The following is a 26,919-nucleotide window of genomic DNA, read 5'->3' on the forward strand; positions in this document are numbered from 1 at the left end:
GCCGCCACACTCCGCGCCATGCCAGCCGTTTCCCTCACCGCCCATACCGCCACGTCCTGCCTGGGGCGTGGCGTCGCCGCGCACGCGCTCGCGCTGCGCGAATCGCGCAGTGGCCTCACGCCCTGCCGTTTCGAAACCGTGAACCTGCCCACCTGGATCGGCGAAGTCGCCGGTGTCGACGAGGTGGCGCTGCCCGACGATCTGCGCGCCTTCGACTGCCGCAACAACCGCCTGGCCTGGCTGGGCCTTCAGCAGGACGGCTTTGCCGAACGTGTGCGCGAGGCCATCGCGCGCCATGGCGCCGCTCGCGTGGGCGTGTTCATCGGCACCAGCACCTCGGGGGTGCTGCAGACCGAACTGGCCTACCGCGAGCGCGACCCGGTCACGGGTGCGCTGCCCGCATGGTTCCGTTACGAGCACACCCACAACATCCACTCGGTCAGCGCTTTCGTGCGCGAAGCCTTCGGCATCGAGGGCATGGCCATGAGCCTGTCCAGTGCCTGCTCGTCCAGCGCCAAGGTGTTCGCCGCAGCGGCGCGCCAGTTGCAACTCGGCACCATCGACGCCGCCGTAGTCGGCGGGGTCGACTCCCTGTGCCTCACCACGCTGTACGGCTTCGCCTCGCTGCAGCTCACCTCGCCCGAACCCTGTCGCCCGGGCGATGCGCGGCGCGACGGCATCTCCGTCGGCGAGGCCGCGGCCTTCGCGCTGCTCGAGCGTGGCGACGCGCCGGCGGACGTCCGGCTGCTCGGTGCCGGCGAATCGAGCGACGCGCACCACATGTCGGCGCCGCACCCGCAAGGGCTGGGCGCGCAGCGCGCCATGGCCGCGGCGCTGCGCTCGGCCGGCCTGAGGGCCGCGGACATCGGCTACATCAACCTGCACGGCACCGGCACGCCCGCCAACGACGCCGCCGAGGGACAGGCCGTGGCCGCGCTGTTCGGGCGCGGCGTGCCGTGTTCGTCCACCAAGGGCGCCACGGGGCACACGCTGGGTGCGGCGGGCGCACTGGAAGCCGTGGTCTGCGCCATCGCCCTGGGCGAGTCCCGGGTGCCCGGCAGCCCCGGCACACAGACGCCCGACCCGGCGATCGAGGTGGACTACCGCCTGCGGGGTGCCCCAGCACCCGGGCTGCGGTACGCGCTGTCCAACTCTTTCGGTTTTGGCGGCAGCAATTGCAGCCTGGTGTTCGGCAAGGGGGACGCATGAGCAGCGACAAGCTCTGGCTGCACGGTCTGGCGGTCATCGCCCCCGGTCTGCCCGACTGGGCGCAGGCGGCGCCCGTGCTGCGCGGTGAACAGGCCTGGGTCCAGGCGCCGTCGGTGCTGCCGCCGGCCGAGGCCTTGCCCGCCGCCGAACGCCGGCGCGCCAGCCGCACGGTGCGCGTGGCCCTTGCCCTGGGCCTGGGCGCGCTGAAGGGGCACGACGCGAGCGACATCGCCACGGTGTTCACCTCATCGGGCGCGGACGGCCACAACTGCCACGCGCTGTGCGAGCAGCTCGCGGGCGAGGACCGCGCCATTTCCCCCACGCGCTTCCACAACTCGGTGCACAACGCGGCGGCCGGGTACTGGGGCATTGCCACCCGCTCCATGGCGCCCAGCCAGGTGCTCTGCGCGCACGACGCGAGTTTTGGCGCCGGCTGGATCGACGCGCTGGGCCAGCTCGCCTGCGACGGTGGCGAGTTGCTGCTGGTGGCCTACGACAGCGAATACCCCGAGCCCTTGCACAGCTGCCGCCCCATGCCCGACGCCGCGGGCGTGGCGTTCTGGCTGGGCCGCGAGCCCCGCGGGCACAGCCTGGGCACGCTGCGCACCGCGGTGGTCCCCGACGCACCCGAAGCCATGTCGCAGGCGCCACTCGACGCCCTGCGCACCGACTTCCCCGCCTTGCGCTGCCTGCCCTTGCTGGAACGCATTGCACGGCGCGACGAGCGCCCCGTGGTCATCGACTACCTCACCCCTCAGCGGCTGCGTGTACAGTTCACGCCCGCTGACCATGACCACCCCTGACCTGACCCCGCACGCGCCGCTTGACCGCGCGTGGATCGCCCGGCGCATCCCTCACCAGTTCGACATGTGCCTGCTCGACGCCGTGCGGCATTGGTCGCCCGAGGCGATCGAGTGCGAAGCGCGGCTTGAAGGCCTGGGCGCGCACCCGCTGCGCGCGGCCGATGGCGGCCTGGGCGCGGTGAACGCCGTCGAATACGCCGCGCAGGCCATGGCGGTGCACGGCGCCCTGGTGGCGGGCATGAACGAAGCGCCGAAAGCCGGCTACCTGGCCAGCGTGCGCGGCGTGAACCTGCACCTGGACACCATCACCGCCAGCGACGCACCGCTGCGTGTGCACGCCGAGCGCCTGTCGGGCGATGCCCGCAACGTGCTCTATGCCTTCCGCGTCGACGGCGCACGCGGCGCGGTGGCCGATGGCCGCGCGGCGGTTGTGCTCGATGCCGGCGAGGCCCGGCCATGAAGCGCGCGCTTGTCACGGGGGGCAGCGGTGGCCTGGGATCGGCCATCGCGCAGCGCCTGGCGCAGGACGGGCTGGAGGTGCTGGTGCACGCCAACCAGGGCCTGGAACGCGCCCAGGCGGTGGTTGACCGCATCCGCGCCGCGGGCGGCCAGGCGCGCGCCTTGCGCTTCGACGTGACCGACCGCGCCGCCTGCGCCGCGGCCCTGGCGGAATTGACCGAGCAGGGCACCGTGCAGGTGCTGGTGAACAACGCCGGCGTGCACGACGACGCCGTCTTTCCCGGCATGACGGGCGATCAGTGGGACCGCGTGCTCGACGTCTCGCTCAACGGCTTCTTCAACGTCACGCAGCCGCTCATGTTGCCCATGATCCGCACGCGCTGGGGGCGGGTGATCAACATCACCTCGGTCGCGGGCGTGCTGGGCAACCGTGGGCAGGTCAACTACTCGGCGGCCAAGGCCGCGCTGCACGCCGCGGGCCGCTCGCTCGCGCTGGAGGTGGCCGCGCGGGGCATCACCGTCAACGCGGTGGCGCCGGGCCTCATCGACAGCGGCATGGCCGAAGGCCAGTTCGACGCCGCCGCCGTGAAGCAACTGGTACCCATGCAGCGCGCGGGCCGCGCCGACGAAGTGGCCGAGCTCGTGGCCTTCCTCGCGTCCGAGCGCGCGGGCTACATCAGCGGGCAGGTGATCGGCATCAACGGCGCGATGGCCTGAGCCGGCGCGCCAGCAGCATCGGCAGACGGAAGACGAAGCCCCACCACAGGCGGCTGTGCATCCACGTCAGCAGCAGGTTGTCGCGCACGTACTTGAAGTGGGACACGCCGCCTTCGTCGGGCGCGAGGTAGCGCACCGGTGCGTCCACGTTGATCGGGCGCACGCCCGCCCAGCACAGGCGCACCACGGCCTCGGGGTCGAAGTCGAAGCGGCGCATGAAGCGCGTGGACCGCATCACGTCGATCAGCGCGCGCACCGGGTACACGCGAAAGCCGTAGAGCGAATCGCCGATGCCCATGCCCAGGGTTTCCATGTCGGCCCAGGCGTTGGAGATGCGGCGCCCCTGCACGCGCAGCGCAGGGGCCTCCGGGCCGAACACGGGCCTGCCCAGCACCATGGCATCGGGACTGGCGACCGATGTGGCCATGAACGACGGGATCAACTCGGCCGGGTGTTGGCCGTCGGCGTCCATGGTGAGCGCGTGGGTGAAGCCGGACCTGGCCGCGGCCTCGAGGCCCTCGAGCACGGCCGCGCCCTTGCCCTGGTTGCTCGGCAGCACGATCACGCGCAGGTGCGGGTCCTGCGCGGCCATGGCCTGCACGGTGGCGGTCGAGCCGTCGGTGCTGCCATCGACCACGACCCACACGGGTGCCCATTGGGCCCGCGCGGCGCGCACCGTGCGGGCGAGCAGCTCGCCCGGGTTGTAGGCCGGGATCAGGACGAGGTGGGTGCTGGAGGCTTGGGGCATGGATTCGGGCAAGAAGGCTGGGCGCTCAGGGCCTGGTCGAAGTGGCGCTGCAGTTCGTCGGTGAAGGCCTGGGCGTCGCTGGGCGGCTCGAAGCGCCGGCCCAGCCGCGCGCGCACCTGCAGGGGCAGATCCGGACGGCGCCACAGCGGCCAGGCCTTGCCGAGGTAGGGACTGGAGTAGTCGAGCAGCACCGTCTGCACGGGCATCTGCGCGCGCACCGCCAGCAGGCCGATGGAGACGGGGATGCGGTTCATCGGAGCCTCGGTGGTGCGGGTGCCTTCCGGAAACACGATGACGTGCGCGCCTTCGCGCACGGCCGCGCGGCAGTGCAGGATCACGTGCAGCAGGCTGTCGTTGCGAATGTAGCCCGCCAGCCGGGCGCCCGCGCCGAACATCGGGTTGTCCATGAGGCCGGCCTTCATGATGCAGACCGCATGGGGCAGGCGCGAAATCAGCAGCAGGGCGTCGAGCAGGCTGGGGTGGTTGGCCACGATGACCGCTGGCCCGCGCGTGGCCAGTTCGTCGAGCGCGTCCAGGTCGAAGCGGCAGCCGCAGGCCACGCGCAGCACGCCCAGGTAGAAGCGGAAGCACCGCGTGGCCACCTGGCGCCCCAGGGGCTGGCCCCAGCGGCGGGGCAGTGCGCGGTACAGGAGCAGGGCGATCGGCGACCAGCTCAGGCACAGCAGCGCAAGCGTGCCCAGGCCGATCCCCATGGCGATGTGCTCGCGCAGCGCCTGTAGCGCCTGGGCCGTCCGTGGCAGGGCGAGCCGCATCAAGTCAGCAGGCGACCATGGGCCACGGACTCCACCTCGACCAGCAGGTCGGGGCGGCAGATGTCGGCCTGCACGAGCGTGAGGCCCGCGCCACCCAGGCAGCGCTCCAGGGCGCGGCGCACCACGGGGAAGTCGGCCGCGTGGCGCACGTACACACGGTGGGTCAGCGCCTCGGGGCGGTGGCCGGCCGTGCGCGTCGTGCGGTTGGCCTGTTCCAGCACCGCCAGCACGTTGCGGGCGGATTCTTCGCATTGCGCGACCACGTCGCCCGGGTGCACGGTCCGGTGACCCACGATGCTGGCCGTGCCCGACACGAACAGCCATTCGCCGCTCCCCGATTCGGCCAGCGCCGCACGCGCGAACAGCGGGGGGCGCGGCCCGTAGTCGCCGGGGTAGTGAAAGGCGCTCACTTGGCGCGGGTTCTCGATCGGGCGCGGGGGCACGCGCCCGGCGAGAAAGGCGATTGACAACGGCCCCCGGGCCCAACCGAGGGCGCTGGCCGCCGGCATCTGGGCGGCGCTGGCGGCACCGACGGCCGAGCAGGCGTCGTGCCGGCCCAGGTTGAACCAGCGGTAACGCTCCAGGCCCTCTTCGTCGCGGTTGATGTCGGCCATGAAGTTCCACACGCGCCAGAGGTGTGGCGTGCCCTGATCGCTCAACAGGGCGAACAGGCGCAGGTAGGCCTCGCGCGTGCGCTCGCGCAGGTGCTTGCCCCGTTCGGGCGCATCGGGCGCAGGTTCGTCGAGTTCGATCAGACCGTACAGCAGGTCGCGGCCGCAGCGCCATTGCAGACCCGGGGCCTGTCCTTGTCGCAGGGGGCCGTCGGTGCACCAGGCTTCACGCCAGGTCGCGTCGCTGCCGCCCTCGACGGCCATGCGCAAGCGCTGTTCGGGCCAGCCCGGCGTGCCTTGCGCGTCGGGCAGGGCCGCGCCGCCCAGCACGGTGTGCGTGGTCGACGCCTCGACCACGCGCAGCGTGAGCCATTGCAAGCCGCTCATGGGTTCGAGCGGGCGTTGGCCGTCGGCATGGGCCGGATGTTGCGCCGGCGTTGCCGCCAGGCCCGCCAGGTTCGCAGGGGGTTGCCCAGGTTGACCGCGAAATACAGGCCCTTGAAGGCCCACAGAGAAGGCCAGATCGGCGTGCGCCCGAACAGGTCGCCGGCCAGCACCGACAGCAGCGCCTCTTTCATGCGCAAAGGGTTGTGCGGATCCATGAAGAAGCCGCGCATGGTGGGGTTGGTCATGCGGTAGATGAACCAGGAAAACTCGCGTGGGCCATGGCGCATGTGCCGATCGAACAGGCGCCGGGCCTGCGGCGCGCACGCGGGCTCGCGCAGGCAGGTGTCGACCGTGCGGGCCCCGATTTCGGCGCTGCTCATGGCCAGCCAGACGCCCGAGGAGAACACCGGGTCGATGAAGGCGTAAGCGTCGCCCAGCAGCAGGAAGCCTTCGCCATGGCTCAGCGTGGAGCGGTAGGAGTAGTTGCCCGTGGCCTCGGCGGCGGTGATGGGCTCGGCCTCGGCCAGGCGCTCGGCCAACGCCGGGCAGCTGCGGATGTTGTCGAGCAGGAACGCCTGCAGATCGCGACCACCCCGGGTCTTCATGTGGTACGGCCAGGTGACCATGCCCACGCTCGTTGCACCGTCGTTCAGCGGAATGAACCAGAACCAGCCGTGGTCGAACCAGAAGACGGTGATGTTGCCTTCGTCGGCGCCTGTCAGCCGGCGCGCGCCCTGGAAGTGCGCGTACACCGCGGCGCTGTTGTGGTCGGGGTTCTTTTCCTTGCTCTTGAGCCGGCCGGCCAGAAAGGTGTCGCGTCCCGAGGCATCCACCAGAAAGCGGGGCCGCCATTGCGTGACGCGGCCGCGCTCGTCCACCGAGGTGACCGATTCGGCACGCTGGGCATCGGTCGACCAGCGCAGGTCCCGGGCCAACGTGGCCTCGTGCACCTCCACGCCGTGGTCGGCGGCGTTGCGCAGCAGCACATGGTCGAAGTCCGCGCGCTTGACCTGGTAGGCCGCGGGCAGGGACTTGTCCCAGGCGTCGGCAAAGTGGTAGACCCGCGCACGGCTGTGGTCGGGAGAGACGAATTCCGCTCCGGGCTTGTGCATGCCGATGGCCCGGATCGCGTCGCCCACACCCAGCCGTTCCAGCAAGGGCAGATTGGCCGGCAGCAGCGACTCTCCGATGTGAAAGCGGGGGTGCCGGTCCTTGTCCAGCAGCACCACATGGTGCCCCTGGCGCGCCAGCAGCGTGGAGACCGTGGAGCCCGCGGGCCCGCCGCCGATCACCAGAACATCGCAGTCGCGCTGCGTGACACCCGCCTCTTGCATGGAACCTCGTTGTTCATCGAGCGCGCCGTCCGCGGTCGCGTGGCGCTCGGTCCCAGGCATTCTAGGAGGCCCGTCCCGGGGCTTCACCCGGGGGCATGTAACCAAAAAAAAGCCCTCACCGTGTGGTGAGGGCATTGAAGGGTCCGATGAAACCGAATTTCGAAAAGGACCCGAGGAGACAACCAGAAAAAACCGATGACAGCAAAACCTTGGGCGCTCAGGCTAAAACTGTCTTGTTGATCCAATTGTGGGCGGGCGACGAAATGTCAAGTCCCGCGATCAACGGCAGCAAGCTTGTGCTATTTCAGCGCTTCTTGGCGGCGGTCTTGGTGGCGTTCACGGCGGTGGCGGCCACGGTGTTGAAGTTGGCTTCGGCCATGTCGGTGGCTTGCTTGACAGCCTTCTGCACCGATTCGATGGCGTTGTTGGCAGCGGAGACGGCACTCTTCATCACGGCCACGGCGGTTTCGGAGCCGGCGGGGGCGTTCTTGGAAGCGTTGTCGACGACGGCCATGAATTTCTTCTGTGCGTCACTGGCGGTGGCTTCGGCGGCCTTGCTGAACTCGGCGCCGGTGCCGGAGGCGATGTCGTACAGGTGGCGGCTGTAGGCCACGGTCTTCTCGGCCAGGGGCTGCACCATGCTGGCTTGCAGGTTCAGCAGTTCCTGGGCGTCCTTGACGCTCAGCAGGGCCTGGGCGTTGTTGGCGGACTCGGACAGCGCGGCCTTGGTGGCTTGCAGGTTGAGTTCAACCAGTTTCTCGACGCCTTCGAAAGCCTTCTGGGTCAGGCCGAAGAGGGTGTCCATCTGGGACTTCTGGGCGGCGACGATTTGTTCGGCGGTCAGCATGAGGATTCTCCTGAGGGGTGGATGAGGGACAACAGCGGTTGCGGCGTGGGGGGCTGAGGCCCCGTTCGAGCGGTGCTCCCGCTCGTTATGCTGCGCTGCAACATGGGTCGGATTATTCAGGACCCGGCGCAGGAGCGCAAGCCCTTTTTGCTGCGCCGCAACAATTTGGAGAGGGCTTTCTAAATCCGGCGGTTGTGCTGCGGCTTCGAACCCCGCCCACAATGCGCCGCAGCCTTCCCGACCGCCCCGTGCACGCCTTCTACGCCGACCATTTCGTGCTGCCCCTGCCCAGCGGGCACCGCTTTCCCATGGCCAAGTACGCCCGTCTGCGCGAACGACTGGCCCGGGAGCTGCCCGAGGTGGAGATGCACGAGGCGCTGCCTGCCAGCGACGACGAGCTGGCGCTCGTGCACACACCGGCCTACATCGACGCCGTGGCCAGCGGCGCGCTGAGCCCGCTGCTGCAGCGCGAAATCGGTTTTCCCTGGAGCCCGGCCATGGCCGAGCGCGCGCGCCGCTCGGTGGGCGCGACGCTGCAGGCCGCTCGACGGGTGATGGGGCAGGGCGGCGGCCTGGCGGCCAATCTCGCGGGGGGCACGCACCACGCTTATGCCGACAAGGGCGGCGGCTTCTGCGTCTTCAACGACTTCGCCGTCGCGGCACGGCTCATGCAGGCCGAGCACGCCAGCCGCCACGGCATACACCAGCCGCTGCGCGTGGCCATCATCGACCTGGACGTGCACCAGGGCAACGGCACGGCGCGCATCTTCGCGGGCGATGCCAGCGTGTTCACGCTGTCGCTGCATGGCGCGAAGAACTTTCCCTTCCGCAAGGAGCCGAGCGACCTCGATGTGGAGTTGCCCGATGGTTGCGCAGACGATGACTACCTCCACGCACTGGAACTGGCACTGGACGAACTGGACCACCGCTTCGAGCCCGAGCTGGTGCTCTACCTGGCCGGCGCCGACCCGCACGAGGGCGATCGGCTCGGACGCCTGAAATTGAGCTTCGATGGCCTGGAGGCGCGCGACCGGCGCGTCATGGAGTGGGCCTGGTCGCGCCGCCTGCCCTTGGTCTTTGCCATGGGCGGCGGCTATGGCCACGACATGGAGGCCACCCTGCAGGTGCAAGTCAACACCTATCGCACCGCGCTGACGTTCGAGCGCCGATGGCAGGGCCAGGCACTCGCGGCCGAGGCCGCGGCCACCCCCCTGGGTACGCGCTGGCACAATCCGGCGCCATGACCGCACCGGCTTCCCGACCCCAGGCCCGGCCCCGCAGCGACTACCGTGTCTTCCGGGCCATCGGCACGCGCTGGGCCGACAACGACATCTATGGCCACGTCAACAACGTCGTCTACTACGGCTGGTTCGACACGGCCGTCAATGCGCACCTGATCGAGTCGGGCGCACTGGACATTCACGCGGGCGGCGTGATCGGCCTGGTGGTGGAGACGCAGTGCCACTATTTCGAACCGCTGGCCTTCCCACAGACCGTGTGGGCCGGCCTGCGCGTGGCGCACCTCGGGAACTCCAGCGTGCGCTACGAGGTCGGGCTGTTCGCCGAGGGTGCCGAGCGCACCGCGGCGCACGGCCATTTCGTTCACGTCTATGTGGACCGCGCCAGCCGCCGGCCCGTGCCCCTGCCGGATGCCTTGAAGAAGACCCTGGAGACCCTTCGATGAACCTTGCCGAGCCCGTGTCGATCGACCCCGCGAGCGTCGATGCCGCCATCACCAGCCGCATGTCCACGCGCGCCTTCCTGCCCACGCCGGTGCCGCGCGAGTCCATCGAGCACATCCTGCAGGTGGCGAGCCGCGCGCCCTCGGGCACCAACACCCAGCCCTGGCGCGTGTATGTGCTGCAGAACGCCTCGCGAGACGACCTGGTGGCCAAGGTCTGCGCTGCGCACGATGCGATTTACGCCAACCCCGCGCTGGCCGCCGACTACCGCGAGGAATACGACTACTACCCCGAGAAATGGGTCAGCCCCTACATCGACCGCCGCCGCGAAAACGGCTGGGGCCTGTATGGTCTGCTGGGCATCGCCAAGGGCGAGAAAGACAAGATGCATGCCCAGCACCACCGCAACTTCCGCTTCTTCGACGCACCTGTGGGCCTGATGTTCACCCTGGACCGTGTGATGGGGCGCGGGTCCCTCGTGGACTACGGCATGTTCATGCAGAACATCATGGTCGCCGCGCGCGGCCAGGGTCTTCACACCTGCCCCCAGGCGGCCTGGAACGGCTTCGCGAAGATCATCCTGCCGCACATCGGTGCGGGCGCCGACGAGATGCTGGTCTGCGGCATGGCGCTGGGCTTCGCCGACCCCGACGCGCCCGTCAACGGGTTCCACACGCCGCGCGAGCCGGTGTCGGCGTTCACGCGCTGGCTGGGTTGAAGCGCCTTCTTCCTTTTCTTTTTCAGGAGACACCCATGATCACCACCCCGAGCGGCCTGCAATACGAAGACACCACGGTCGGCCAGGGCGACGAAGCCCAGGCGGGCCGGCCCGTGCAGGTGCACTACACCGGCTGGCTGTTCGTCAACGGCGCGGCCGGCAGCAAGTTCGACTCCAGCAAGGACCGCGGCCAGCCGTTCGAATTCCCGCTCGGCATGGGTCACGTCATCCGCGGCTGGGACGAGGGCGTGCAGGGCATGAAAGTGGGCGGCACGCGCCGCCTGGTGATCCCGCCCGAGCTGGGCTACGGCGCGCGCGGTGCCGGTGGCGTGATCCCGCCGAACGCGACGCTGCTGTTCGAAGTCGATCTGCTGGCCGTCTGATCAAGGAGCACCGCGTGAGACTTCAATGGACCAGGGCGCTGACCCTGTTCACCCTTCTGTTGCCCGGCCTGGCCGCCGCAGCCGACCTGGACGGCAGCCAGCTGTCGGTGTTGTGGGGCGTGCCGTTCGCCGGTGTGCTGCTGTCCATCGCCATCCTGCCGCTGGTGGCGCCGGTGTTCTGGCACCACCACTTCGGCAAGGTGTCGGCCGCCTGGGCGCTGGTCTTCCTGGTGCCCTTCGCCATCACCTTCGGCGCCGGGGCCACGGGCGCCGCGGTGGTGCACGCGGCCCTGGCCGAGTACATCCCTTTCATCATCCTGCTCACGGCCCTGTTCACCGTGGCCGGTGGCATCTTCGTGCGCGGCAACCTGCACGGCAGCCCGGCCCTCAACACCGGCATCCTCGCCATCGGCGCGGTGCTGGCCAGCTTCATGGGCACGACGGGTGCCTCGATGCTGCTGATCCGCCCACTGATCCGTGCCAACGACAACCGCAAGCACCAGGTGCATGTGGTGGTGTTCTTCATCTTCATCGTGTCCAACGCAGGCGGCGCGCTCACGCCGCTGGGCGACCCACCACTGTTCCTGGGCTTCCTCAAAGGCGTCGGCTTCTTCTGGACGCTGGAGCACCTGTGGGCCAAGACCGGCTTCATCGTCGGCGCGCTGCTGCTGCTGTTCTACCTGCTGGACAGCTGGTTCTATCGCACCCGCGAAGAGATCCGCGCGCCCGACCCGACCCCGGACACGCCGCGCCTGGGCTTCGACGGCGCAGCCAACTTCGCCCTGCTGGGCGTGGTGGTGGTGCTGGTGCTCATGAGCGGCCTGTGGAAGTCGTCGGTGGTGTTCAACATCGCCGGCACCGAGGTCGGCCTGCCCGGCATCGTGCGCGACGTCGGTCTGGTCATCGTCACACTGATTTCGCTGCGCATCACGCCGGAGAGCGCGCACGAGGGCAACCAGTTCAACTGGGGCCCGATGCTCGAAGTGGCCAAACTGTTCGCGGCCATCTTCCTCACCATCATCCCCGTCATTGCCATGCTCAAGGCAGGCGTCGAAGGCCCGTTCGCGTCAGTGATCCGCGCGGTCACGCACACCGATGGCTCGCCGAACAACGCCATGTACTTCTGGGCCACGGGTGTGCTGAGCTCCTTCCTGGACAACGCGCCGACCTACCTGGTGTTCTTCAACACCGCCGGTGGCGATGCGCAGGTGCTGATGACCACGCTGGGCCCGACCCTGGTGGCCATTTCGGCCGGTGCGGTCTTCATGGGCGCCAACACCTACATCGGCAACGCCCCCAACTTCATGGTCAAGGCCATCGCCGAGGACCGGGGCGTGAAGATGCCCAGCTTCTTCGGTTACATGGCCTGGTCTGTCGGCATCCTCACGCCGCTGTTCCTGATCGTCACCTGGATCTGGTTCGTCTGACCCGCGTCCGCACAACACCCGAACAACACCCGAAGAAGGAGACCCGCCGCATGGCCGCCAAGCCCGCCATCCTGATCAGCCGCAAGATCTTTCCCGACGTCGTTGACCACCTGCGCCAGCACTTCGAGGTCGACCACAACGACACCGATGGCGTGCTCGCGCCGGCCCAGCTCATCGAGCGCCTGCAGGGCAAGGTGGGCGCGCTCACCACCGGCAGCGAGCGCATCGACGGCGCGATCGTGCAGGCCGCGCCCTCGTTGCGCATCGTGGCCAACATCGCGGTGGGCTACAACAACTTCGACGTGCCCGCGCTGAGCGCGGCCGGCGTGCTGGCCACCAACACGCCCGACGTGCTCACCGAGACCACGGCCGACTTCGGCTTCGCGCTGCTCATGGCCACCGCCCGCCGGCTCACCGAAAGCGAGCATTTCCTGCGCGCCGGACAGTGGAACCGCTGGGCCCTGGACATGTTTGCCGGCGCCGAGGTGCACGGCAGCACGCTGGGCATTCTGGGCATGGGCCGCATCGGCCAGGCCATCGCGCGCCGCGGCGCGCTGGGCTTCGGCATGAAGGTGATCTACCACAACCGCTCGCGCCTGGACGCGACCACCGAAGCCGAGTGCAAGGCGAGCTACGTGGACAAGGCCACGCTGCTGCGCGAGGCCGACCACCTCATCCTCGTGCTGCCTTACAGCAAGGAGAGCCACCACGCCATCGGCGCGGCCGAGATCGCGCAGATGAAGCCAACGGCCACCCTGGTCAACATCGCGCGCGGCGGCATCGTCGATGATGCGGCGCTGGCCAAGGCGCTGAAAGAGCGGCGCATCGCCGCCGCAGGGCTGGACGTGTTCGAGGGCGAGCCCAAGGTGCACCCCGACCTGCTCACCGTGCCCAACGTCGTGCTCACGCCGCACATCGCCAGCGCCACCATCCAGACGCGCCGTGCCATGGCGATGCTGGCGGCGGACAACGTGATCGACTACCTCACCACCGGAAAGCCCCGCACGCCGCTCAACGCCGAGATCATCGGAAAGGGTGCGCGAACCTGATCATGGACACCTGGCTGCTCATTGCACTGCTGGCGCTGGCCGGCGTGGGCGTGCTGCTGCAGCTCTTGCTGTGGTGGCGCAAACCCGCACCCGCGGCGCCCACACTGGACGAGATCGCCCACCGCCAGACCGTGCTGGCGCAGTTGCACCAGATCACCCAGCGCGTGGAGCACGTCGAGGGCGAGCTGCGCCGTGAGGTGGCCGACAACGCGCGCCACGCGCGCCTGGAGCAGCAGCAAAGCCTGAATCACTTCCAGGAGTCGCTCACCGCGCAGTCGGCGGAGACCACACGCACGCAGAACGCGCAGCTCGACGGCTTTGCCCAGCAGCTCGTGCAGTTGCGCGGCGCGCTGGGCGACGCACTCACGCGCCAGCTGCAGGACATGAGCGAGGCCAATGCGCGCCGCCTGGCCGAGATCCGCACCACGCTGGACGCGCAGCTCACGCAACTGCAGCAGGGCAACGCGGCCAAGCTCGACGAGATGCGCGCCGTGGTGGACGAGAAGCTGCAGAGCACCCTGCAGGCGCGCCTGGGCGAGAGCTTCAAGCAGGTGGCCGACCGCCTGGAGCAGGTGCACAAGGGCCTGGGCGAGATGCAGACCCTGGCGCAAGGCGTGGGGGACCTCAAGCACCTGCTCACCAACGTGAAGACGCGCGGCATGTTCGGCGAAGCGCAACTCGCCGCGCTGCTGGAGCAGGTGTTCGCGCCCGACCAGTACGCGGCTCAGGTGAGCACGCGCCCCGGCTCGCGCAACGCGGTCGACTTCGCGGTGCGCCTGCCGGGCCGTGGAGACGACGGCGCGCCGTGCTGGCTGCCGATCGACGCCAAGTTTCCCAATGAGGACTACGAGCGCCTGCTCGATGCGCAACAGCGCGCCGACGTGGACGGTGCCGAGGCAGCCGCGCGCGCGCTGGAGCAGCGCATCCGCCTCGAAGCCAGGTCCATGGCCGAGAAGTACCTGGAGCCGCCGCACACCACCGACTTCGCCATCCTGTTCCTGCCCACCGAAGGTCTGTACGCCGAGGTGCTGCGCCGCCCGGGCCTGATGGAGCTGCTGCAACGCGAGCACCGCGTCACCCTGGCCGGGCCCACCACGTTGATGGCCATGCTCAACTCGCTGCAGATGGGCTTTCGCACGCTGGCGCTGGAAAAACGCAGCAGCGAGGTCTGGCAGGTGCTGGGTGCGGTCAAGACCGAGTTCGGCAAGTTTGGCGACACGCTCGCGCGCGTGAAGAGCCAGACGCAAACGGTGCTCAACACACTGGACCAGGCCGAAGTGCGCAGCCGCGCCATGGGCCGCGCGCTCAAGACCGTGGAGGCGTTGCCGCAGGACCGCAGCAGTGCGCTGCTGCCGCTGGACAGCGACCCCATCGAGCCCGAGGGCAAGTGAACCCCCGCTTGCGTGTCGATCTCGCGCGGCTGATCGCCTCGCAGATCAGCGTGCACGCCTGCATGACGGGCTTTCGCATGGCCGCGCCGCTGATGGCGCTGCGCGAGGGCCACAGCGCCTGGTCGGTGGGTGTGCTGCTCGCCTTGTTCGCGCTGGCACCCGTGTTCCTGGCGCTGCCGGCCGGCCGCTTCGCCGACCGCCACGGCCTGCAGCGCCCGGTGCGCCTGGCTGTCACCGTGGCCAGCGTGGGTGCGTTGGCGGCCGTGGCCTGGCCCGCATTCTGGGTGCTGTGCCTGTCGGCCATCACCTGTGGCGCGGCCAGCGGCCTGGCGATGATCGCGCTGCAGCGCCACGTCGGCCGGCTGGCGCACGACGCCACCGAGCTGCGCCAGGTCTTCAGCTGGATGGCCGTGGGTCCTTCCATCTCCAACTTCCTGGGGCCGGTGCTGGCCGGCTTCGTCATCGACCACGCGGGGTTCCGCTGGGCCTACCTGGTGCTGGCGCTGCTGCCCTGGCTGGCCTGGTGGTGGGTGCGGCGCACGCAGGAACTGCCGCGTGAGCCCGGGCCCGAGGGCGCGAAGCGCGGATCGTCCTGGGACCTGCTGCGCGAGCCCGATTTCCGCCGCCTGATGGCGCTGAACTGGATGCTCTCGTCCTGCTGGGACGTGCACACCTTCCTGGTGCCGGTGCTGGGCCACGAGCGCGGCCTGAGCGCCACCGCCATCGGTGCCATCCTGGGCGGCTTCGCGCTCGCGGCCACGGCCATCCGCCTGCTGATGCCCTGGATTGCAGCGCGCCTGCGCGAGTCGGCCGTGATCGCCTCGGCCATGTGCGCCACCGCCGCCCTGTTCGCCATCTACCCGTTCGCCCACGCCGCGGGTGCCATGGCCGCGCTGTCGGTGCTGCTGGGATTCGCGCTGGGTTCGGTGCAGCCCATGATCATGAGCATGCTGCACCAGATGACACCGCCCCACCGCCACGGCGAGGCCCTGGGCCTGCGCTCCATGGCCATCAACGGCTCCAGCGTGTTGATGCCGCTGCTGTTCGGCTCGGCAGGCGCCGCGGTGGGCGTGGCCTACGTGTTCTGGGCCGTGGGGGGCGTGGTGGGCGTGGCATCGCCCATGGCCTGGCGCCTGCGGCCGGTGCTGCCTGCGCCGCTCGAACGCACCCGCTTCTGAGCCGTGCGCGCGCTGGCGCGGCGCGCCCAGGGCAGTTCGAAACCCAGCCCGCGCAAATACGCGTCCAGGGTCTGCCGCCCGATGCGCGCGAGCTCGAATGCCTGCGGGTCGAGCAACCAGTTGTGGATCAGGCCATCGATCAGCGCGTGCAGGCCCAATGTGGCGGCCGGCAGGGAAATGGACAGCGCGCCACCCTGGCGGTGCACGGCCTCGCGCAGGGCCGTGCGCGTCAGCGCCTGGCACTCATTGAGCACTTGCACGTGCCGCTCGTGCACGGCGCGCATCTCATCGGTGCGCTCCACCTTCTGCATCGCCACCTCGAACACGCGCCGGGTGCGCTCGTCGTGCGCAATCTGGTGCAGGGCGTGCAGCATCACCTGGCGCAGGGATTGCAAGGGGTCTTGCTGCTCCCCCGCGTCCTTTGCCATTTCGGCCAGCGCGTCCTCCATGGGCAGCGTCACGCGCTCCATCATGGCGTTGAACAGGTCCGCCTTGTCCTTGAAGTGGTGGTAGACCGCGCCGCGCGTGGTGCCAGCGGCGGTGGCGATGTCGCCCAGCGTGGTGCTGGTCACGCCCTTGGCCTGGAACAGGCGCTCGGCCGCGTCCAGCAGCCGGTTGCGTGTCTCCAGTGCTTCGACTTTGGTGCGTCGTGCCATGAATGGGCCGTGAAAAGGTGGGGGCTTCGATTACAAGATCGTCACTATACATACATTCACGTATGTATACTCGTCGCTTTCGTGCCTGGCCCGACGTTCCTCGAGGTTATTCCATGCCCAGTTCGCTCCCGCTGCCGCGTTCCCGCGCGGCCAAGACCCTTGTTGCCATCGCCCTGGCCGCCCTGATCGCCGCCTGCGGCCAGAAGGACGGTGCGGCGCCGGCCGCCGGCGCCGGCGCGCCGCCGCCGCCCGAAGTGGGCGTGGTCACCGTGGCCCTGGGCGACGTCGGCCTCGTGAATGAACTGCCTGGCCGGCTGGAGGCCTCGCGCGTGGCCGAGGTGCGCGCGCGCGCCGCCGGCATCCTTCAGCAGCGTCTCTTCCGCGAGGGCAGCGAGGTCAAGGCCGGCCAGCGACTGTTCCAGATCGACCCTGCGCCTTACAACGCCGCGCTGCAGAGTGCGCGCGCCACGCTGGCGCGCGCCGAGGCCAACCTCACGCAGGCCAAGGCCCTGGCCGACCGCTACGGCCCGCTGGTGAAGGAAAACGCCATCAGCCAGCAGGAATACGCCAACGCCCAGGCCGCGCAGAAGCAGGCCGAGGCCGACGTGGCCGCCGGCCGCGCCGCGGTGCAGACCGCCAGCATCAACCTGGGCTACGCCAACGTCACCGCGCCCATCAGCGGGCGCATCGGCCGCGCGCTGGTGACCGAGGGCGCGCTGGTGGGGCAGGGCGAGCCCACACCGCTGGCCGTCATCCAGCAGATCAACCCCATGTACGTGAACTTCACGCAGTCGGCCTCCGAGGTCTACCGCCTGCGCCGCGCGTTCCAGAGCGGCTCGCTCAAGGGCGCGGGCGACCAGGTCGCGCACGTGAAGATTGTTCTGGAAGACGGTTCCGTCTACGGCCGCGATGGGCGCCTGCTGTTCTCCGACCTCACGGTCGACAGCGCCACCGGCCAGGTGACGCTGCGCGCCGAGGTGCCCAACCCCGATGGCGTGCTGCTGCCCGGCCTGTACGTGCGCGTGCGCATCGAGCAGGCCACGGCCGGCAACGCCGTGCTGCTGCCGCAGCAGGCCGTCACGCGCACCGCGCAGGGCGATTCGGTGAGGGTGGTCGACGGCGAAGGCAAGGTCGCGCCGCGCAACGTCACCGTGCGCGGCGAGCAGGACGGCCAGTGGGTCGTGACCGATGGCCTCAAGACCGGCGAGCAGGTCATGGTCGATGGCTTCCAGAAGCTGCAACCGGGTGGCACCGTCAAGCCCGTGCCATGGCAGAAGCCGGGTGACAAGAAATCCGGCGGTGCCACGCCGTCCAAGGCGAGCTGAGCGAGGCGCTGGCACATGGCGAAGTTCTTCATCGACCGGCCCATCTTCGCGTGGGTGATCGCGCTGTTCATCATCGTGTTGGGCGCGGTCTCCATCACGCAGCTCCCCATCGCGCAGTACCCGCCGGTGGCACCACCCTCCATCACGATCAACGCCACCTACCCCGGCGCGTCGGCCAAGACGCTCGAGGACTCGGTGCTGTCCATCATCGAGCAGGAGATGAACGGCTCGCCCGGCCTGATCTACATGGAGTCGGTGGCGCAGGCCAACGGCACCGGCTCGATCACGCTGAGCTTTCAGCCCGGCACCAACGCCGACCTGGCGCAGGTGGACGTGCAGAACCGGCTCTCGCGCGCCTCGCCGCGCCTGCCGGCGGCCGTGACGCAGCAGGGCGTGCGCGTGGACAAGGCGCGCAGCAACTTCCTGCTGTTCACCATCCTCACCAGCGACGACCCCAAGTGGGACCCGGTGGCGCTGGGCGACTACGCCACGCGCAGCGTGCTGCCCGAGATCCAGCGCGTGCCCGGCGTGGGCCAGGCCCAGCTGTTCGGCACCGAACGCGCCATGCGCATCTGGATCGACCCGGCCAAGCTGCTCGGCTTCAACCTCAGCGCGGCCGACGTGAACGCCGCGATCCGCGCGCAGAACGCGCAGGTGTCGGCCGGCGAGATCGGCGCGCTGCCCAACGTGGCGGGCCAGGGCATCTCGGCCACCGTGGTGGTCAATGGCCAGCTCAGTTCGGTCGAGCAGTTCGGCAACATCGTGCTGCGCGCCGACCCGGGCGGCGCCACCGTGCGCCTGAAGGACGTCGCCCGCATCGAGCTCGGCGCCCAGGCCTACGCCACCTCGGCGCGCCTGAACGGCAAGCCGTCCACCGGCATCGGCGTGCAACTCTCCCCCAGCGGCAACGCGCTGGCCACCGCCGACGCGGTGCGCGCGCGCCTGACCGAGCTGGAGCGCTTCTTCCCCGAAGGCATGAGCTGGGTCATTCCCTACGACAGTTCGCGCTTCGTGCGGATCTCGATCTCGCAAGTGGCCGAAACGCTGCTGGAAGCGGTGGCGCTGGTGTTCCTGGTGATGTTCCTGTTTCTGCAGAACTTCCGCTACACCGTCATTCCCACCATCGTGGTGCCGGTCGCGCTGCTGGGCACCTTCGCCACGCTGCTGGCCATGGGCTTCTCCATCAACGTGCTCACCATGTTCGGCATGGTGCTGGTGATCGGCATCGTGGTGGACGACGCCATCGTGGTGGTGGAGAACGTCGAGCGCATCATGAGCGAGGAGGGGCTGCCGCCCTTGCAGGCCACCCGCAAGGCCATGGGCCAGATCTCGGGCGCCATCATCGGCGTGACCGTGGTGCTCATCTCCGTGTTCGTGCCGCTGGCCTTTTTCGCCGGATCGATCGGCAACATCTACCGCCAGTTCGCGGCGGTGATGGGCGTGTCCATCGCCTTCTCGGCCTTCCTGGCGCTGTCGCTCACGCCCGCGCTGTGCGCCACGCTGCTCAAGCCGGTGGCCAAAGGCCACCACGTGGAAAAGAAGGGCTTCTTCGGCTGGTTCAACCGCGGCTTTGCGCGCACCACCAACGGCTACACCCGCACAGTCAGCGGCCTGCTGCCGCGCGCCGGGCGCATGCTCATCGTCTACCTCGCCATCGGCGCGGGCGCGGCCTGGGTGTACACCAGCCTGCCCAACTCCTTCCTGCCCAACGAAGACCAGGGCACCATGCTCGTGAACGTGCAGCTGCCCCCGGGCGCCACGCAGGCGCGCACGCTGGAGGTGATGCAGCAGGTCGAGGGCTACATGCTCAAGCAGCCCGAGGTGCAGAGCATGGTCAGCGTGCTGGGCTTCAGCTTCTCGGGTCAGGGCCAGAACGCGGCGCTGGGCTTCATCACGCTCAAGGACTGGGACGAACGCGAAGACGCGGCCAACTCGGCCGAGGCCGTGGCCGGCCGCGCCTTCGGTGCGCTCTCGGGCATCCGCGACGCCTTCATCTTCCCCCTGAGCCCGCCGCCGATTCCGGAGTTGGGCGCTTCCTCGGGCTTCAGCTTCCGCCTGCAGGACCGCGCCAGCCTGGGCCGCGACACCCTGCTGCAGGCCCGCAACCAGCTGCTGGGTCTGGCGGCGAAGAGCCCCGTGCTCACGCAGGTGCGCCCCGATGGCCTGGAAGACGCGCCGCAACTGCAGCTCGACATCGACCGCGACCGCGCCCAGGCGCTGGGCGTGGGCTTCGATGCCATCAACTCCGCCATCGGCACCGCGCTGGGCTCCAGCTACGTGAACGACTTCCCCAACGCCGGGCGCCTGCAGCGCGTGGTGGTGCAGGCCGATGCGGCGGCGCGCATGCAGCCCGACGACCTTCTCAGGCTCAACGTGGTGAACAACCGGGGCCAGGCCGTGCCACTGTCGGCCTTCGCGTCGACGAAGTGGATCAGCGGCCCGATGCAGACCGTGCGCTACAACGGCTACCCCACCATGCGCATCAGCGGCAGCGCGGCCCCCGGCTACAGCACCGGCGCGGCATTGGACGAGATGGAGCGCCTGGCCGCGCAGTTGCCGCAGGGCATCGGCTTCGAATGGACCGGCACCTCGCGCGAGGAAAAGCTCGCGGGCGCCCAGGCCCTGGTGCTCTATGGCTTCGCCATCCTCGCGGTCTTCCTGTGCCTGGCGGCGCTGTACGAGAGCTGGACCATCCCGCTGTCGGTGATCCTGGTGGTGCCGCTGGGCGTGATCGGGGTGTTCCTGGCCACGATGTTGCGCGGCTACCAGAACGACGTGTACTTCCAGGTGGGCCTGATCACCATCATCGGCCTGTCGGCGAAGAACGCCATCCTGATCATCGAGTTCGCCAAGGACGTGCAGGCCCAGGGCAAGAGCGCGATGGAGGCGGCCCTGGCAGCGGCCAAGCTGCGCTTTCGCCCGATCATCATGACCTCCATGGCCTTCACGCTGGGCGTGCTGCCGCTCTTCCTGGCCTCAGGTGCGGGCTCGGCCAGCCAGCGCGCCATCGGCACCGGCGTGGTGGGCGGCATGATCTCCGGCACGCTGCTGGCCGTGATCTTCGTGCCCCTGTTCTTCGTGGTGGTGCGCCGCTTCTTCAAGGGCAGCGAACGCCAGCACCAGCGCGACCGCGAAAGCGCGCGCTCTCATGGAATCGACAACGATGAAAGCTGATCTCACCACCCGCCTGAGCCCGCTGGTCGCGGCCCTGCTGCTGGCCGGCTGCTCGATGATCCCCACCTACGAGCGCCCGGCGTCGCCGGTGCCGCAGGCCTACCCGCTCGCGGGCCAGGCCAGCGGCGTGCCCAGCGCGGCCGACACCGCCTGGCGCGACTTCGTGCAGGACGCGCGCCTGCGCGAACTCGTGCGGCGCGCGCTCGACAACAACCGCGACCTGCGCGTGGCCACGCTCAACATCGAGCGCGTGCGCGCGCAGTACCAGATCCAGCGCGCCAACCAGTTCCCCAGCATCGGCCTGGCCGCCAGCGGCAACCGCCAGCCCGACGGCACCGGCGGCATCCAGAGCACCTACAGCGTGGGCCTGGCCCTGAGCACCTGGGAGATCGACTTCTTCGGCCGCCTGGGCGCATTGAAAGAAGCGGCGCTGGCCGAGTACCTGGCCAGCGAGCAAGCGCGCAACGCCGCGCAGACCAGCCTCGTGTCGGCGGTGGCCAGCAGCTGGCTCAGCCTGCAGACGAACGAGGCCCTGCTCGCCATCACACGCCAGACCCTGGCCACGCGCGAGGACTCCCTGCGCCTGACCAGGCTGCGCTTCGACAACGGCGCGGCTTCGGCGCTGGACCTGCGCCAGGCCGAGTCCCTGGCCGCCACGGGGCGTGCCGCGCTGGCGCAGCAGCAGCGGGCGCGCGCGCTCGACGTGAACGCGCTGAACCTGTTGGTGGGTGAGGCCGTGCCGGCCGAGCTGCTGCAGGTGGCCGAGGCCGAGACGGCCGTGCTGGCCGATGTGCCGGCGGGCCTGCCGTCCGACCTGCTCACGCGCCGCGCGGACATCCGCCAGGCCGAGCAGACGCTGATCGCGGCCAACGCCAACATCGGCGCGGCGCGCGCGGCCTTCTTCCCGCGCATCACGCTCACGGCGAGCGCGGGCACCGCCAGCAACCAGCTCTCGGGTCTGTTCAAGGACGGCTCCTGGGGCTTCACGCTCAACCCCGTGGCGCTGCTGCCCATCTTCGATGCGGGTCGCAACCGCGCGGGGCTGGACTCGGCCGAGGTGTCGCGCGACATCGCGGTGGCGCAGTACGAAAAGGCCATCCAGACCGCCTTCCGCGAGGTGGCCGACGCGCTGGCGGGCCGCGCGACGCTGGCCGACCAGTTGCAGGCGCAGCGCGACCAGGTGGTGGCCGAGGAAGACCGCTTCCGCCTGGCCGACCTGCGCTACCGCAACGGCGTGGCCAGCTTCCTCGACGTGCTCGACGCGCAGCGCTCGCTGTTTGCCGCGCAGCAGGCCGAGGCGCAGACGCGCCTGGCGCTGCAGCAGAACCGGGTGGCGCTGTACGCGGCGCTGGGTGGGGGCTGGCTGGAGTGATTGCTCGGGCTTGATGCGGTTTGGGCTGTGGGGTTCGGGGTTCGGGGCGTTTCGCGCCTCTGCTTCGCGAGGGCCGCTGGTGCGTGTGCCCGTTCTCCGGCCCACGCTCGCGCAGAGGCGCCCGAGCGCTCGAACAGGGCTGGCGTCACCACCGCGGCTGGCGCGCCCCCTCTGTGGCAAGCGCGAATGGGGCCTGCGCCCGGACACCCACACCATCGACCCCAGTAGCGGGCTGGCCGGCCATAGAAGACCGGACTTCCCTTCGCTCGGCGATTAATGGAATCTGACCCCAATAAGGGAGCCCGGATTCCTCGTGGCGCGCTCGGGCGTCACTCTCGACGGATGGTGGGGTTCGCGGNNGGGCGCGCCAATCACGGTGGTGACGCAGGCCCGGCGGAGCGCACGGGCACCTCTGCGCGAGCGTGGGCCGGAGAACGCGGACCACGCCAGCCGTCAGCGCGAGGACGAGGAGCGAAACGCCACGCCAACCAGCAACCAGCAACCAGCAACCAGCGAACGCAGATAACGCGCAGAGAAACTACAGCAGCGGCCGCAGCTCCCGCGCCGCGTCCATCAGCACCGGCAGGAGTTCGCGCCGCATCACCGCCGCGTCCATGCGCCCCGGCGACACCACCACGTTGAGCGCGGCCAGGGTCTGGCCTTTCATGTTGCGCAGCGGCACCGCGAGCGCGATCACGCCCAGTTCATGCTCTTCGCTCGCGATGGCGAAGTCGTCGCGGCGCACGGCGTCGATCACGGCGCGAAAGGCCTTGAGGTCGTCCGTGGTGTGCGGCGTCAGGCGCGGCAGCACCCGCCCCTTCAACCACGCCGCGAAGGCCGCGCGCGGCAGCGCCGCCAGCAGCACGCGCCCCGTGGATGTGGCGTGCGCCGGCATGCGCGAGCCCAGGTGCAGGCCGTAGGGCATCAGCCGCGGCGCCCCCGGCGCGGCACTGCGCGCCACGATCACCGCCTCGTCGCCATCGAGCACCACGGCCGAGAACGATTCGCGCGTGGCCGAGGCCAGGCGGTTCAGCGTGGGTTGCACCAAGCGCGGCAGGCGCGCGGACGACAGGTAGCTGCCCGAAAACCGCAGCACCTTGGGCGAGAGCCAGTAGTGGCTGCCGTCCGTGTCGAGGTAGCCCAGGTGGGCCAGGGTGAGCAGGTGGCGCCGCGCCGCCGCGCGCGTGAGGCCGGCGCGCTCGGCCGCCTGCGTGGCGTTCAAGCGCTGGCGCTCGGTGTCGAAGCTCTCCAGCACGGCCAGGCCCTTGGCCATGCCCTCGATGAAGTCGGCCTTGGCGATGGATGGTTCGGGCATGGCGCGTGCTCCAGGAAGTGCGCGATGATCGCACAAAGCGCGCGGTGATCGCGCAATGCCGGCCTGCGGTGATTGTGGCCCGCGGCCGGGCGCCCTAGCCTGCGAGCTTCGCCAGATCCCCGGAGACAAGACCCATGCGAACCCAGGTCGCCATCATCGGCGCCGGCCCCTCGGGGCTGCTGCTCGGCCAGTTGCTGCACAAGGCCGGCATCGACAACGTCATCATCGAACGCCAGAGCCCCGACTACGTGCTCGGCCGCATCCGCGCCGGCATCCTCGAGCAGATCATGGTCGACCTGCTGCACGAGGCCGGCGTGGGCGAGCGCGTGGCCAAGGAAGGCACGGTGCACCACAGCATCGAGCTGGTCTACAAGAACACGCGCCACCCGATCGACGTGACCGGCCTCACGAACGGCAAGGTCGTCACGGCCTACGGCCAGACCGAGATCACGCGCGACCTGATGGACGCGCGCCAGGCCGCCGGCCTGCCCACCGTCTACGAAGCGGCCAACGTCAGCATCCACGGCTTCGACGGCGCCAAGCCCAGCGTGCGCTACGAGATAGACGGCCAGACCCATGAGCTGGCGTGCGACTTCATCGCCGGCTGCGACGGCTTCCACGGCGTGTGCCGCGCCACCGTGCAGGACTCGATCACCGAGTACGAGAAGGTCTACCCCTTCGGCTGGGTGGGCCTGCTGGCCGACGTGCCGCCGGTGTCGCCGCATGCGGTGGTGTACGCCAACAGCGAGCGCGGCTTCGGCCTGTGCTCCATGCGCAGCCTCACGCGCAGCCGCTACTACGTGCAGTGCCCCATCGACGACAAGGTCGAGCAGTGGAGCGACGACCGCTTCTGGGACGAGCTGCGCCGACGCCTGGACCCGGCCATGGCCGAAGCCATCGTCACCGGCCCGAGCATCGAGAAGAGCATCGCGCCGCTGCGCAGCTTCGTCGCCGAGCCGATGCGCTTCGGCCGGCTGTTCCTGGCGGGCGACGCGGCGCACATCGTGCCGCCCACGGGCGCCAAGGGCCTGAACCTGGCGGCCAGCGACGTGAAGTACCTCTCCACCGCCTTCATCGAGCACTACGCGGAGAAGAGCGATGCCGGTATCGACCACTACTCGCAGCGCGCGCTGGCGCGCGTGTGGCGCGCCGAGCGCTTCAGTTGGTGGCTCACCTCGCTGATGCACCGCTTCCCCGACACCGGCGGCTTCGGCCAGAAGGTGCAGGAGGCCGAGCTGGAGTACCTGGTGAACTCGGAGGCGATGTCGCGTTCGCTGGCGGAAAACTACGTCGGCCTGCCGCTCGATTTCGGCCAGCGCTGATCCCTGTCGCGCACGGGCGCCCACCCCGCGCGGGGCGCCGTTACAGTGGCCGCACCGTCAACCGACCCTGCGGCCACTGCCCCATGCCCACCACCCGAAGCCCCCAGCCCCTGCGCGGCGTGCGCGTGCTCAGCCTCGCGCTCAACCTGCCCGGCCCGGCCGCCTTCATGCGCCTGCGCGCCATGGGCGCGGCCTGCACCAAGCTGGAGCCGCCCGCGCGCGAGGGCGCCAGCGGCGACCCCATGGGCCAGTACAACCCGCCGGCCTATGCGCAGATGCACGAGGGCGTGAAGGTGCTGGCGGCCGACCTGAAGACCGATGCCGGCCAGGCCGCGCTGCACAAGCTGCTGCAACGCACCGACGTGCTGCTGACCTCTTTCCGCCCCTCTGCCCTGGGCAAGCTGGGCCTGTCGTGGACGGCGCTGCGCAAGCAATACCCGGCGCTGGCGATGGTGGCCATCGTGGGCGCGCCGGGTGAACGCGCCGAGGAGCCGGGCCACGACCTCACCTACCTGGCCGACGCGGGACTGGTCACCGGCCTGGACCTGCCGGCCACGCTGTTCGCCGACATGGGCGGCGCGCTCATGGCTTCAGAGGCCGTGCTCAAGGCCGTGCTGCTGCAGCGCTCCACGGGACGCGGCAGCTTCCACGAGGTGGCGCTGTCCGATGCGGCGGCCTGGCTGGCGATGCCACGCCACTGGGGCCTGACGCAGCCCAGGGGAGCCGTGGGCGGCGCGCACGCGGGCTACCGCGTCTACCCCTGCCAGGACGGCCGCGTGGCCGTGGCGGCGCTGGAGCCGCACTTCGCCGCCGCGCTGTGCGAGGCGGCGGGCGTGCCGCAGGGCCAGCGCATGAAGACCCTGTTCGAGCCCGCCACGCACGAGGCCATCGCGCGCTTCCTGGCGGGGCGCACGCGAGCGCAGCTCGATGCGCTCGCGGCCGAGCGCGACATCCCGATGCACACGCTCGGCTGAGGCCTGCGGGCGAGCCCGGCCGCCGCGGGCGGTCGCCCATCGCGCGAAGCTCAGCGCCTCAGCATCCCCAGGGCCCAGCGCGGCATGGGGTCTTGCGTGAAGGTGGGCACGCCGCGCCGCAGGCGCGCCACCAGCCGGGGCGGCACGATGTCCTGGCCCCGCCGGGCCGTGGTGTCGAACAGCAGGCACAGATCGGCCAGCGGCACAGCCTCGGTCAGGTGCTGGAGCGTGCGCGGGTAGCGCGCCAGGATGCGGTCCGGTGGCACGGCGTGCCCGCCCTGCTCCACGCGCTGCGCCACCCGTTCGGGCAAGGGCTTGGGGTCGTCCACGCAGACCACCAGCAGCACCACCTGGAAACCCGCCGCGCGGGCCGCGCGCAGCAGTTCGATCTTGGACGGGTGGGAGAACACCGTCTCGCTGACGAAGGACTGGCCGGCGCGCAGCAGCTGCTCGCGCCGCGCGTCGGCCCAGCGGCGCGCTTCGGTGGAGCGCTGCCGGGCGTCGGTGATATGGCGGAGGGATTGCGCCTCGTGCAGATCGGCGTTGACGAATTCGATGTCGGTCGGGATGAGGCCCGAGGCGACGGCGGAGCGGTACAGCGTGGACTTGCCCGCGCCGTTGGGCCCGGCGAGCAGGTAGAAGATGGGGCTCAAGCCGCGCGGCGCGCGCGGGCCGGGGCCGCCGCGGTGGCGCGCTGCCGATCGGTCTGCACGGTCTTGCGCACGGCCTGCGCCAGGCCGCCGCTGGCCGCCGCCTCGGCGAAGCGGGCCTCGATGGCGTCAAGCGCCGCGTGGTCCTGGGCCTGGGCGTCGTAGCGGGCAATGGCTTCGCGCGCCTCCAGCACGGTGAGGCCGGTTTCTTCGGTGATCTGGCCCAGCGTGGCCCAGTATTCGATCTGGCCGGCCACCGAGCGGCGCTGCGCCTCGGCGGCGCGGCGCGCCTGATCGACCAGGCTGGCAGGCAATTTGACCGAGGAGAAGTTGGGCGACGGGGAAGGCATGGCGGACTCCATCACAAAGGCGTCAATATGGCGCATTTTGCGCCATAAAGTCTGGGCTCGCAAGG

26 protein-coding genes are annotated in these 26,919 nt (G+C 70.0%); 17 read left to right on the top strand and 9 right to left on the bottom strand.

The window, feature by feature from the left end; translation table 11 throughout:
* The first annotated feature begins 18 nt into the window (after positions 1–18).
* From GTO19_RS19650 to fabG, 4 genes are read left to right on the top strand one after another with little or no spacing between them, the layout of a single operon-like run.
* Positions 19–1,209, top strand: coding sequence for a beta-ketoacyl-[acyl-carrier-protein] synthase family protein (locus GTO19_RS19650; RefSeq protein ID WP_291023960.1), 1,191 nt, complete (start codon positions 19–21; stop codon positions 1,207–1,209).
* On the top strand, positions 1,206–2,012 hold the full coding sequence (locus GTO19_RS19655; protein WP_291023961.1) for a beta-ketoacyl synthase chain length factor: 807 nt from the start codon (positions 1,206–1,208) through the stop codon (positions 2,010–2,012). Before GTO19_RS19650 ends, GTO19_RS19655 begins: the two co-directional genes overlap by 4 nt.
* Positions 1,999–2,472 carry a hydroxymyristoyl-ACP dehydratase gene (locus GTO19_RS19660; RefSeq protein WP_291023964.1) on the top strand — a complete coding sequence of 158 codons (474 nt, stop codon included), beginning with the start codon at positions 1,999–2,001 and terminating at the stop codon, positions 2,470–2,472. The genes GTO19_RS19655 and GTO19_RS19660 overlap by 14 nt, the downstream gene beginning before the upstream one ends.
* Entirely contained in the window at positions 2,469–3,188 is a 720-nt protein-coding gene (fabG, locus tag GTO19_RS19665; RefSeq protein WP_291023965.1) for a 3-oxoacyl-ACP reductase FabG, read from the top strand. Before GTO19_RS19660 ends, fabG begins: the two co-directional genes overlap by 4 nt.
* Here the strand turns inward: fabG and GTO19_RS19670 are convergent.
* The 5 genes from GTO19_RS19670 to GTO19_RS19690 form a co-directional block, all read right to left on the bottom strand.
* Entirely contained in the window at positions 3,169–3,936 is a 768-nt protein-coding gene (locus GTO19_RS19670; protein ID WP_291023967.1) for a glycosyltransferase family 2 protein, read from the bottom strand. The two genes, fabG and GTO19_RS19670, sit on opposite strands and share 20 nt — an antisense overlap.
* Positions 3,903–4,709, bottom strand: coding sequence for a 1-acyl-sn-glycerol-3-phosphate acyltransferase (locus GTO19_RS19675; protein WP_291023969.1), 807 nt, complete (start codon positions 4,707–4,709; stop codon positions 3,903–3,905). The genes GTO19_RS19670 and GTO19_RS19675 overlap by 34 nt, the downstream gene beginning before the upstream one ends.
* On the bottom strand, positions 4,709–5,707 hold the full coding sequence (locus GTO19_RS19680; RefSeq protein ID WP_291023971.1) for a hypothetical protein: 999 nt from the start codon (positions 5,705–5,707) through the stop codon (positions 4,709–4,711). Before GTO19_RS19680 ends, GTO19_RS19675 begins: the two co-directional genes overlap by 1 nt.
* Entirely contained in the window at positions 5,704–7,041 is a 1,338-nt protein-coding gene (locus tag GTO19_RS19685; protein WP_291023974.1) for an NAD(P)/FAD-dependent oxidoreductase, read from the bottom strand. The genes GTO19_RS19680 and GTO19_RS19685 overlap by 4 nt, the downstream gene beginning before the upstream one ends.
* Before the next feature lie 304 nt (positions 7,042–7,345).
* Entirely contained in the window at positions 7,346–7,888 is a 543-nt protein-coding gene (locus GTO19_RS19690) for a phasin family protein (protein WP_291023977.1), read from the bottom strand.
* Positions 7,889–8,136: 248 nt separating this feature from the next.
* Between GTO19_RS19690 and GTO19_RS19695 the strand changes: the two genes are divergently transcribed.
* The 8 genes from GTO19_RS19695 to GTO19_RS19730 are packed head-to-tail and all read left to right on the top strand — an operon-like array spanning position 8,137 to position 15,716.
* Complete coding sequence (locus tag GTO19_RS19695) at positions 8,137–9,132, top strand: histone deacetylase (protein ID WP_291024497.1); 996 nt, start codon at positions 8,137–8,139, stop codon at positions 9,130–9,132.
* Entirely contained in the window at positions 9,129–9,572 is a 444-nt protein-coding gene (locus tag GTO19_RS19700; RefSeq protein WP_291023980.1) for a thioesterase family protein, read from the top strand. Before GTO19_RS19695 ends, GTO19_RS19700 begins: the two co-directional genes overlap by 4 nt.
* The gene (locus tag GTO19_RS19705; RefSeq protein ID WP_291023983.1) at positions 9,569–10,288 is read left to right on the top strand and encodes a nitroreductase; all 720 of its coding nucleotides are present in this window, start codon (positions 9,569–9,571) and stop codon (positions 10,286–10,288) included. The genes GTO19_RS19700 and GTO19_RS19705 overlap by 4 nt, the downstream gene beginning before the upstream one ends.
* 35 nt (positions 10,289–10,323) lie before the next feature.
* Positions 10,324–10,671, top strand: coding sequence for an FKBP-type peptidyl-prolyl cis-trans isomerase (locus GTO19_RS19710; protein WP_291023986.1), 348 nt, complete (start codon positions 10,324–10,326; stop codon positions 10,669–10,671).
* 14 nt (positions 10,672–10,685) lie between these two features.
* A complete protein-coding gene (locus GTO19_RS19715; RefSeq protein ID WP_291023988.1) occupies positions 10,686–12,098 on the top strand; it encodes a sodium:proton antiporter in 1,413 nt (470 codons plus the stop codon).
* Positions 12,099–12,148: 50 nt separating this feature from the next.
* A complete protein-coding gene (locus GTO19_RS19720) occupies positions 12,149–13,147 on the top strand; it encodes a D-glycerate dehydrogenase (RefSeq protein ID WP_291023990.1) in 999 nt (332 codons plus the stop codon).
* 2 nt (positions 13,148–13,149) lie between these two features.
* Positions 13,150–14,538, top strand: a complete 1,389-nt coding sequence (locus GTO19_RS19725) for a DNA recombination protein RmuC (RefSeq protein WP_291023992.1) — start codon at positions 13,150–13,152, stop codon at positions 14,536–14,538.
* An 8-nt stretch (positions 14,539–14,546) separates the two neighbouring features.
* The gene (locus tag GTO19_RS19730) at positions 14,547–15,716 is read left to right on the top strand and encodes an MFS transporter (RefSeq protein WP_291024499.1); all 1,170 of its coding nucleotides are present in this window, start codon (positions 14,547–14,549) and stop codon (positions 15,714–15,716) included.
* Here the strand turns inward: GTO19_RS19730 and GTO19_RS19735 are convergent.
* Entirely contained in the window at positions 15,614–16,372 is a 759-nt protein-coding gene (locus tag GTO19_RS19735) for a TetR family transcriptional regulator (RefSeq protein WP_291023995.1), read from the bottom strand. The genes GTO19_RS19730 and GTO19_RS19735 overlap by 103 nt on opposite strands.
* Positions 16,373–16,485: 113 nt before the next feature.
* Between GTO19_RS19735 and GTO19_RS19740 the strand changes: the two genes are divergently transcribed.
* The 3 genes from GTO19_RS19740 to GTO19_RS19750 are packed head-to-tail and all read left to right on the top strand — an operon-like array spanning position 16,486 to position 22,243.
* The gene (locus tag GTO19_RS19740; protein ID WP_291023998.1) at positions 16,486–17,697 is read left to right on the top strand and encodes an efflux RND transporter periplasmic adaptor subunit; all 1,212 of its coding nucleotides are present in this window, start codon (positions 16,486–16,488) and stop codon (positions 17,695–17,697) included.
* Between the two features lie 15 nt (positions 17,698–17,712).
* Positions 17,713–20,871 (top strand): efflux RND transporter permease subunit, encoded by a 3,159-nt coding sequence (locus GTO19_RS19745; protein WP_291024002.1) that lies wholly within the window; start codon positions 17,713–17,715, stop codon positions 20,869–20,871.
* Positions 20,861–22,243: an efflux transporter outer membrane subunit gene (locus GTO19_RS19750; protein WP_291024005.1), complete on the top strand. Its 1,383-nt coding sequence runs from the start codon at positions 20,861–20,863 to the stop codon at positions 22,241–22,243. Before GTO19_RS19745 ends, GTO19_RS19750 begins: the two co-directional genes overlap by 11 nt.
* Positions 22,244–22,781: 538 nt before the next feature.
* On the opposite strand, the gene GTO19_RS19755 is transcribed toward GTO19_RS19750, so the two are convergent.
* Positions 22,782–23,558, bottom strand: a complete 777-nt coding sequence (locus GTO19_RS19755) for an IclR family transcriptional regulator C-terminal domain-containing protein (protein ID WP_291024007.1) — start codon at positions 23,556–23,558, stop codon at positions 22,782–22,784.
* 134 nt (positions 23,559–23,692) lie between these two features.
* Between GTO19_RS19755 and pobA the strand changes: the two genes are divergently transcribed.
* Together pobA and GTO19_RS19765 are read left to right on the top strand one after the other, a co-directional pair.
* Positions 23,693–24,880 (top strand): 4-hydroxybenzoate 3-monooxygenase, encoded by a 1,188-nt coding sequence (gene pobA, locus GTO19_RS19760; RefSeq protein ID WP_291024010.1) that lies wholly within the window; start codon positions 23,693–23,695, stop codon positions 24,878–24,880.
* 83 nt (positions 24,881–24,963) lie between these two features.
* Positions 24,964–25,854, top strand: a complete 891-nt coding sequence (locus GTO19_RS19765; protein WP_291024012.1) for a CoA transferase — start codon at positions 24,964–24,966, stop codon at positions 25,852–25,854.
* Between the two features lie 50 nt (positions 25,855–25,904).
* On the opposite strand, the gene GTO19_RS19770 is transcribed toward GTO19_RS19765, so the two are convergent.
* Positions 25,905–26,507 (bottom strand): zeta toxin family protein, encoded by a 603-nt coding sequence (locus GTO19_RS19770; RefSeq protein WP_291024014.1) that lies wholly within the window; start codon positions 26,505–26,507, stop codon positions 25,905–25,907.
* Positions 26,504–26,854: a hypothetical protein gene (locus GTO19_RS19775; RefSeq protein ID WP_291024016.1), complete on the bottom strand. Its 351-nt coding sequence runs from the start codon at positions 26,852–26,854 to the stop codon at positions 26,504–26,506. Before GTO19_RS19775 ends, GTO19_RS19770 begins: the two co-directional genes overlap by 4 nt.
* Between the last annotated feature and the right edge of the window lie 65 nt (positions 26,855–26,919).

This window comes from Hydrogenophaga sp. (assembly GCF_011772445.1).
Lineage (GTDB): Bacteria > Pseudomonadota > Gammaproteobacteria > Burkholderiales > Burkholderiaceae_C > Hydrogenophaga.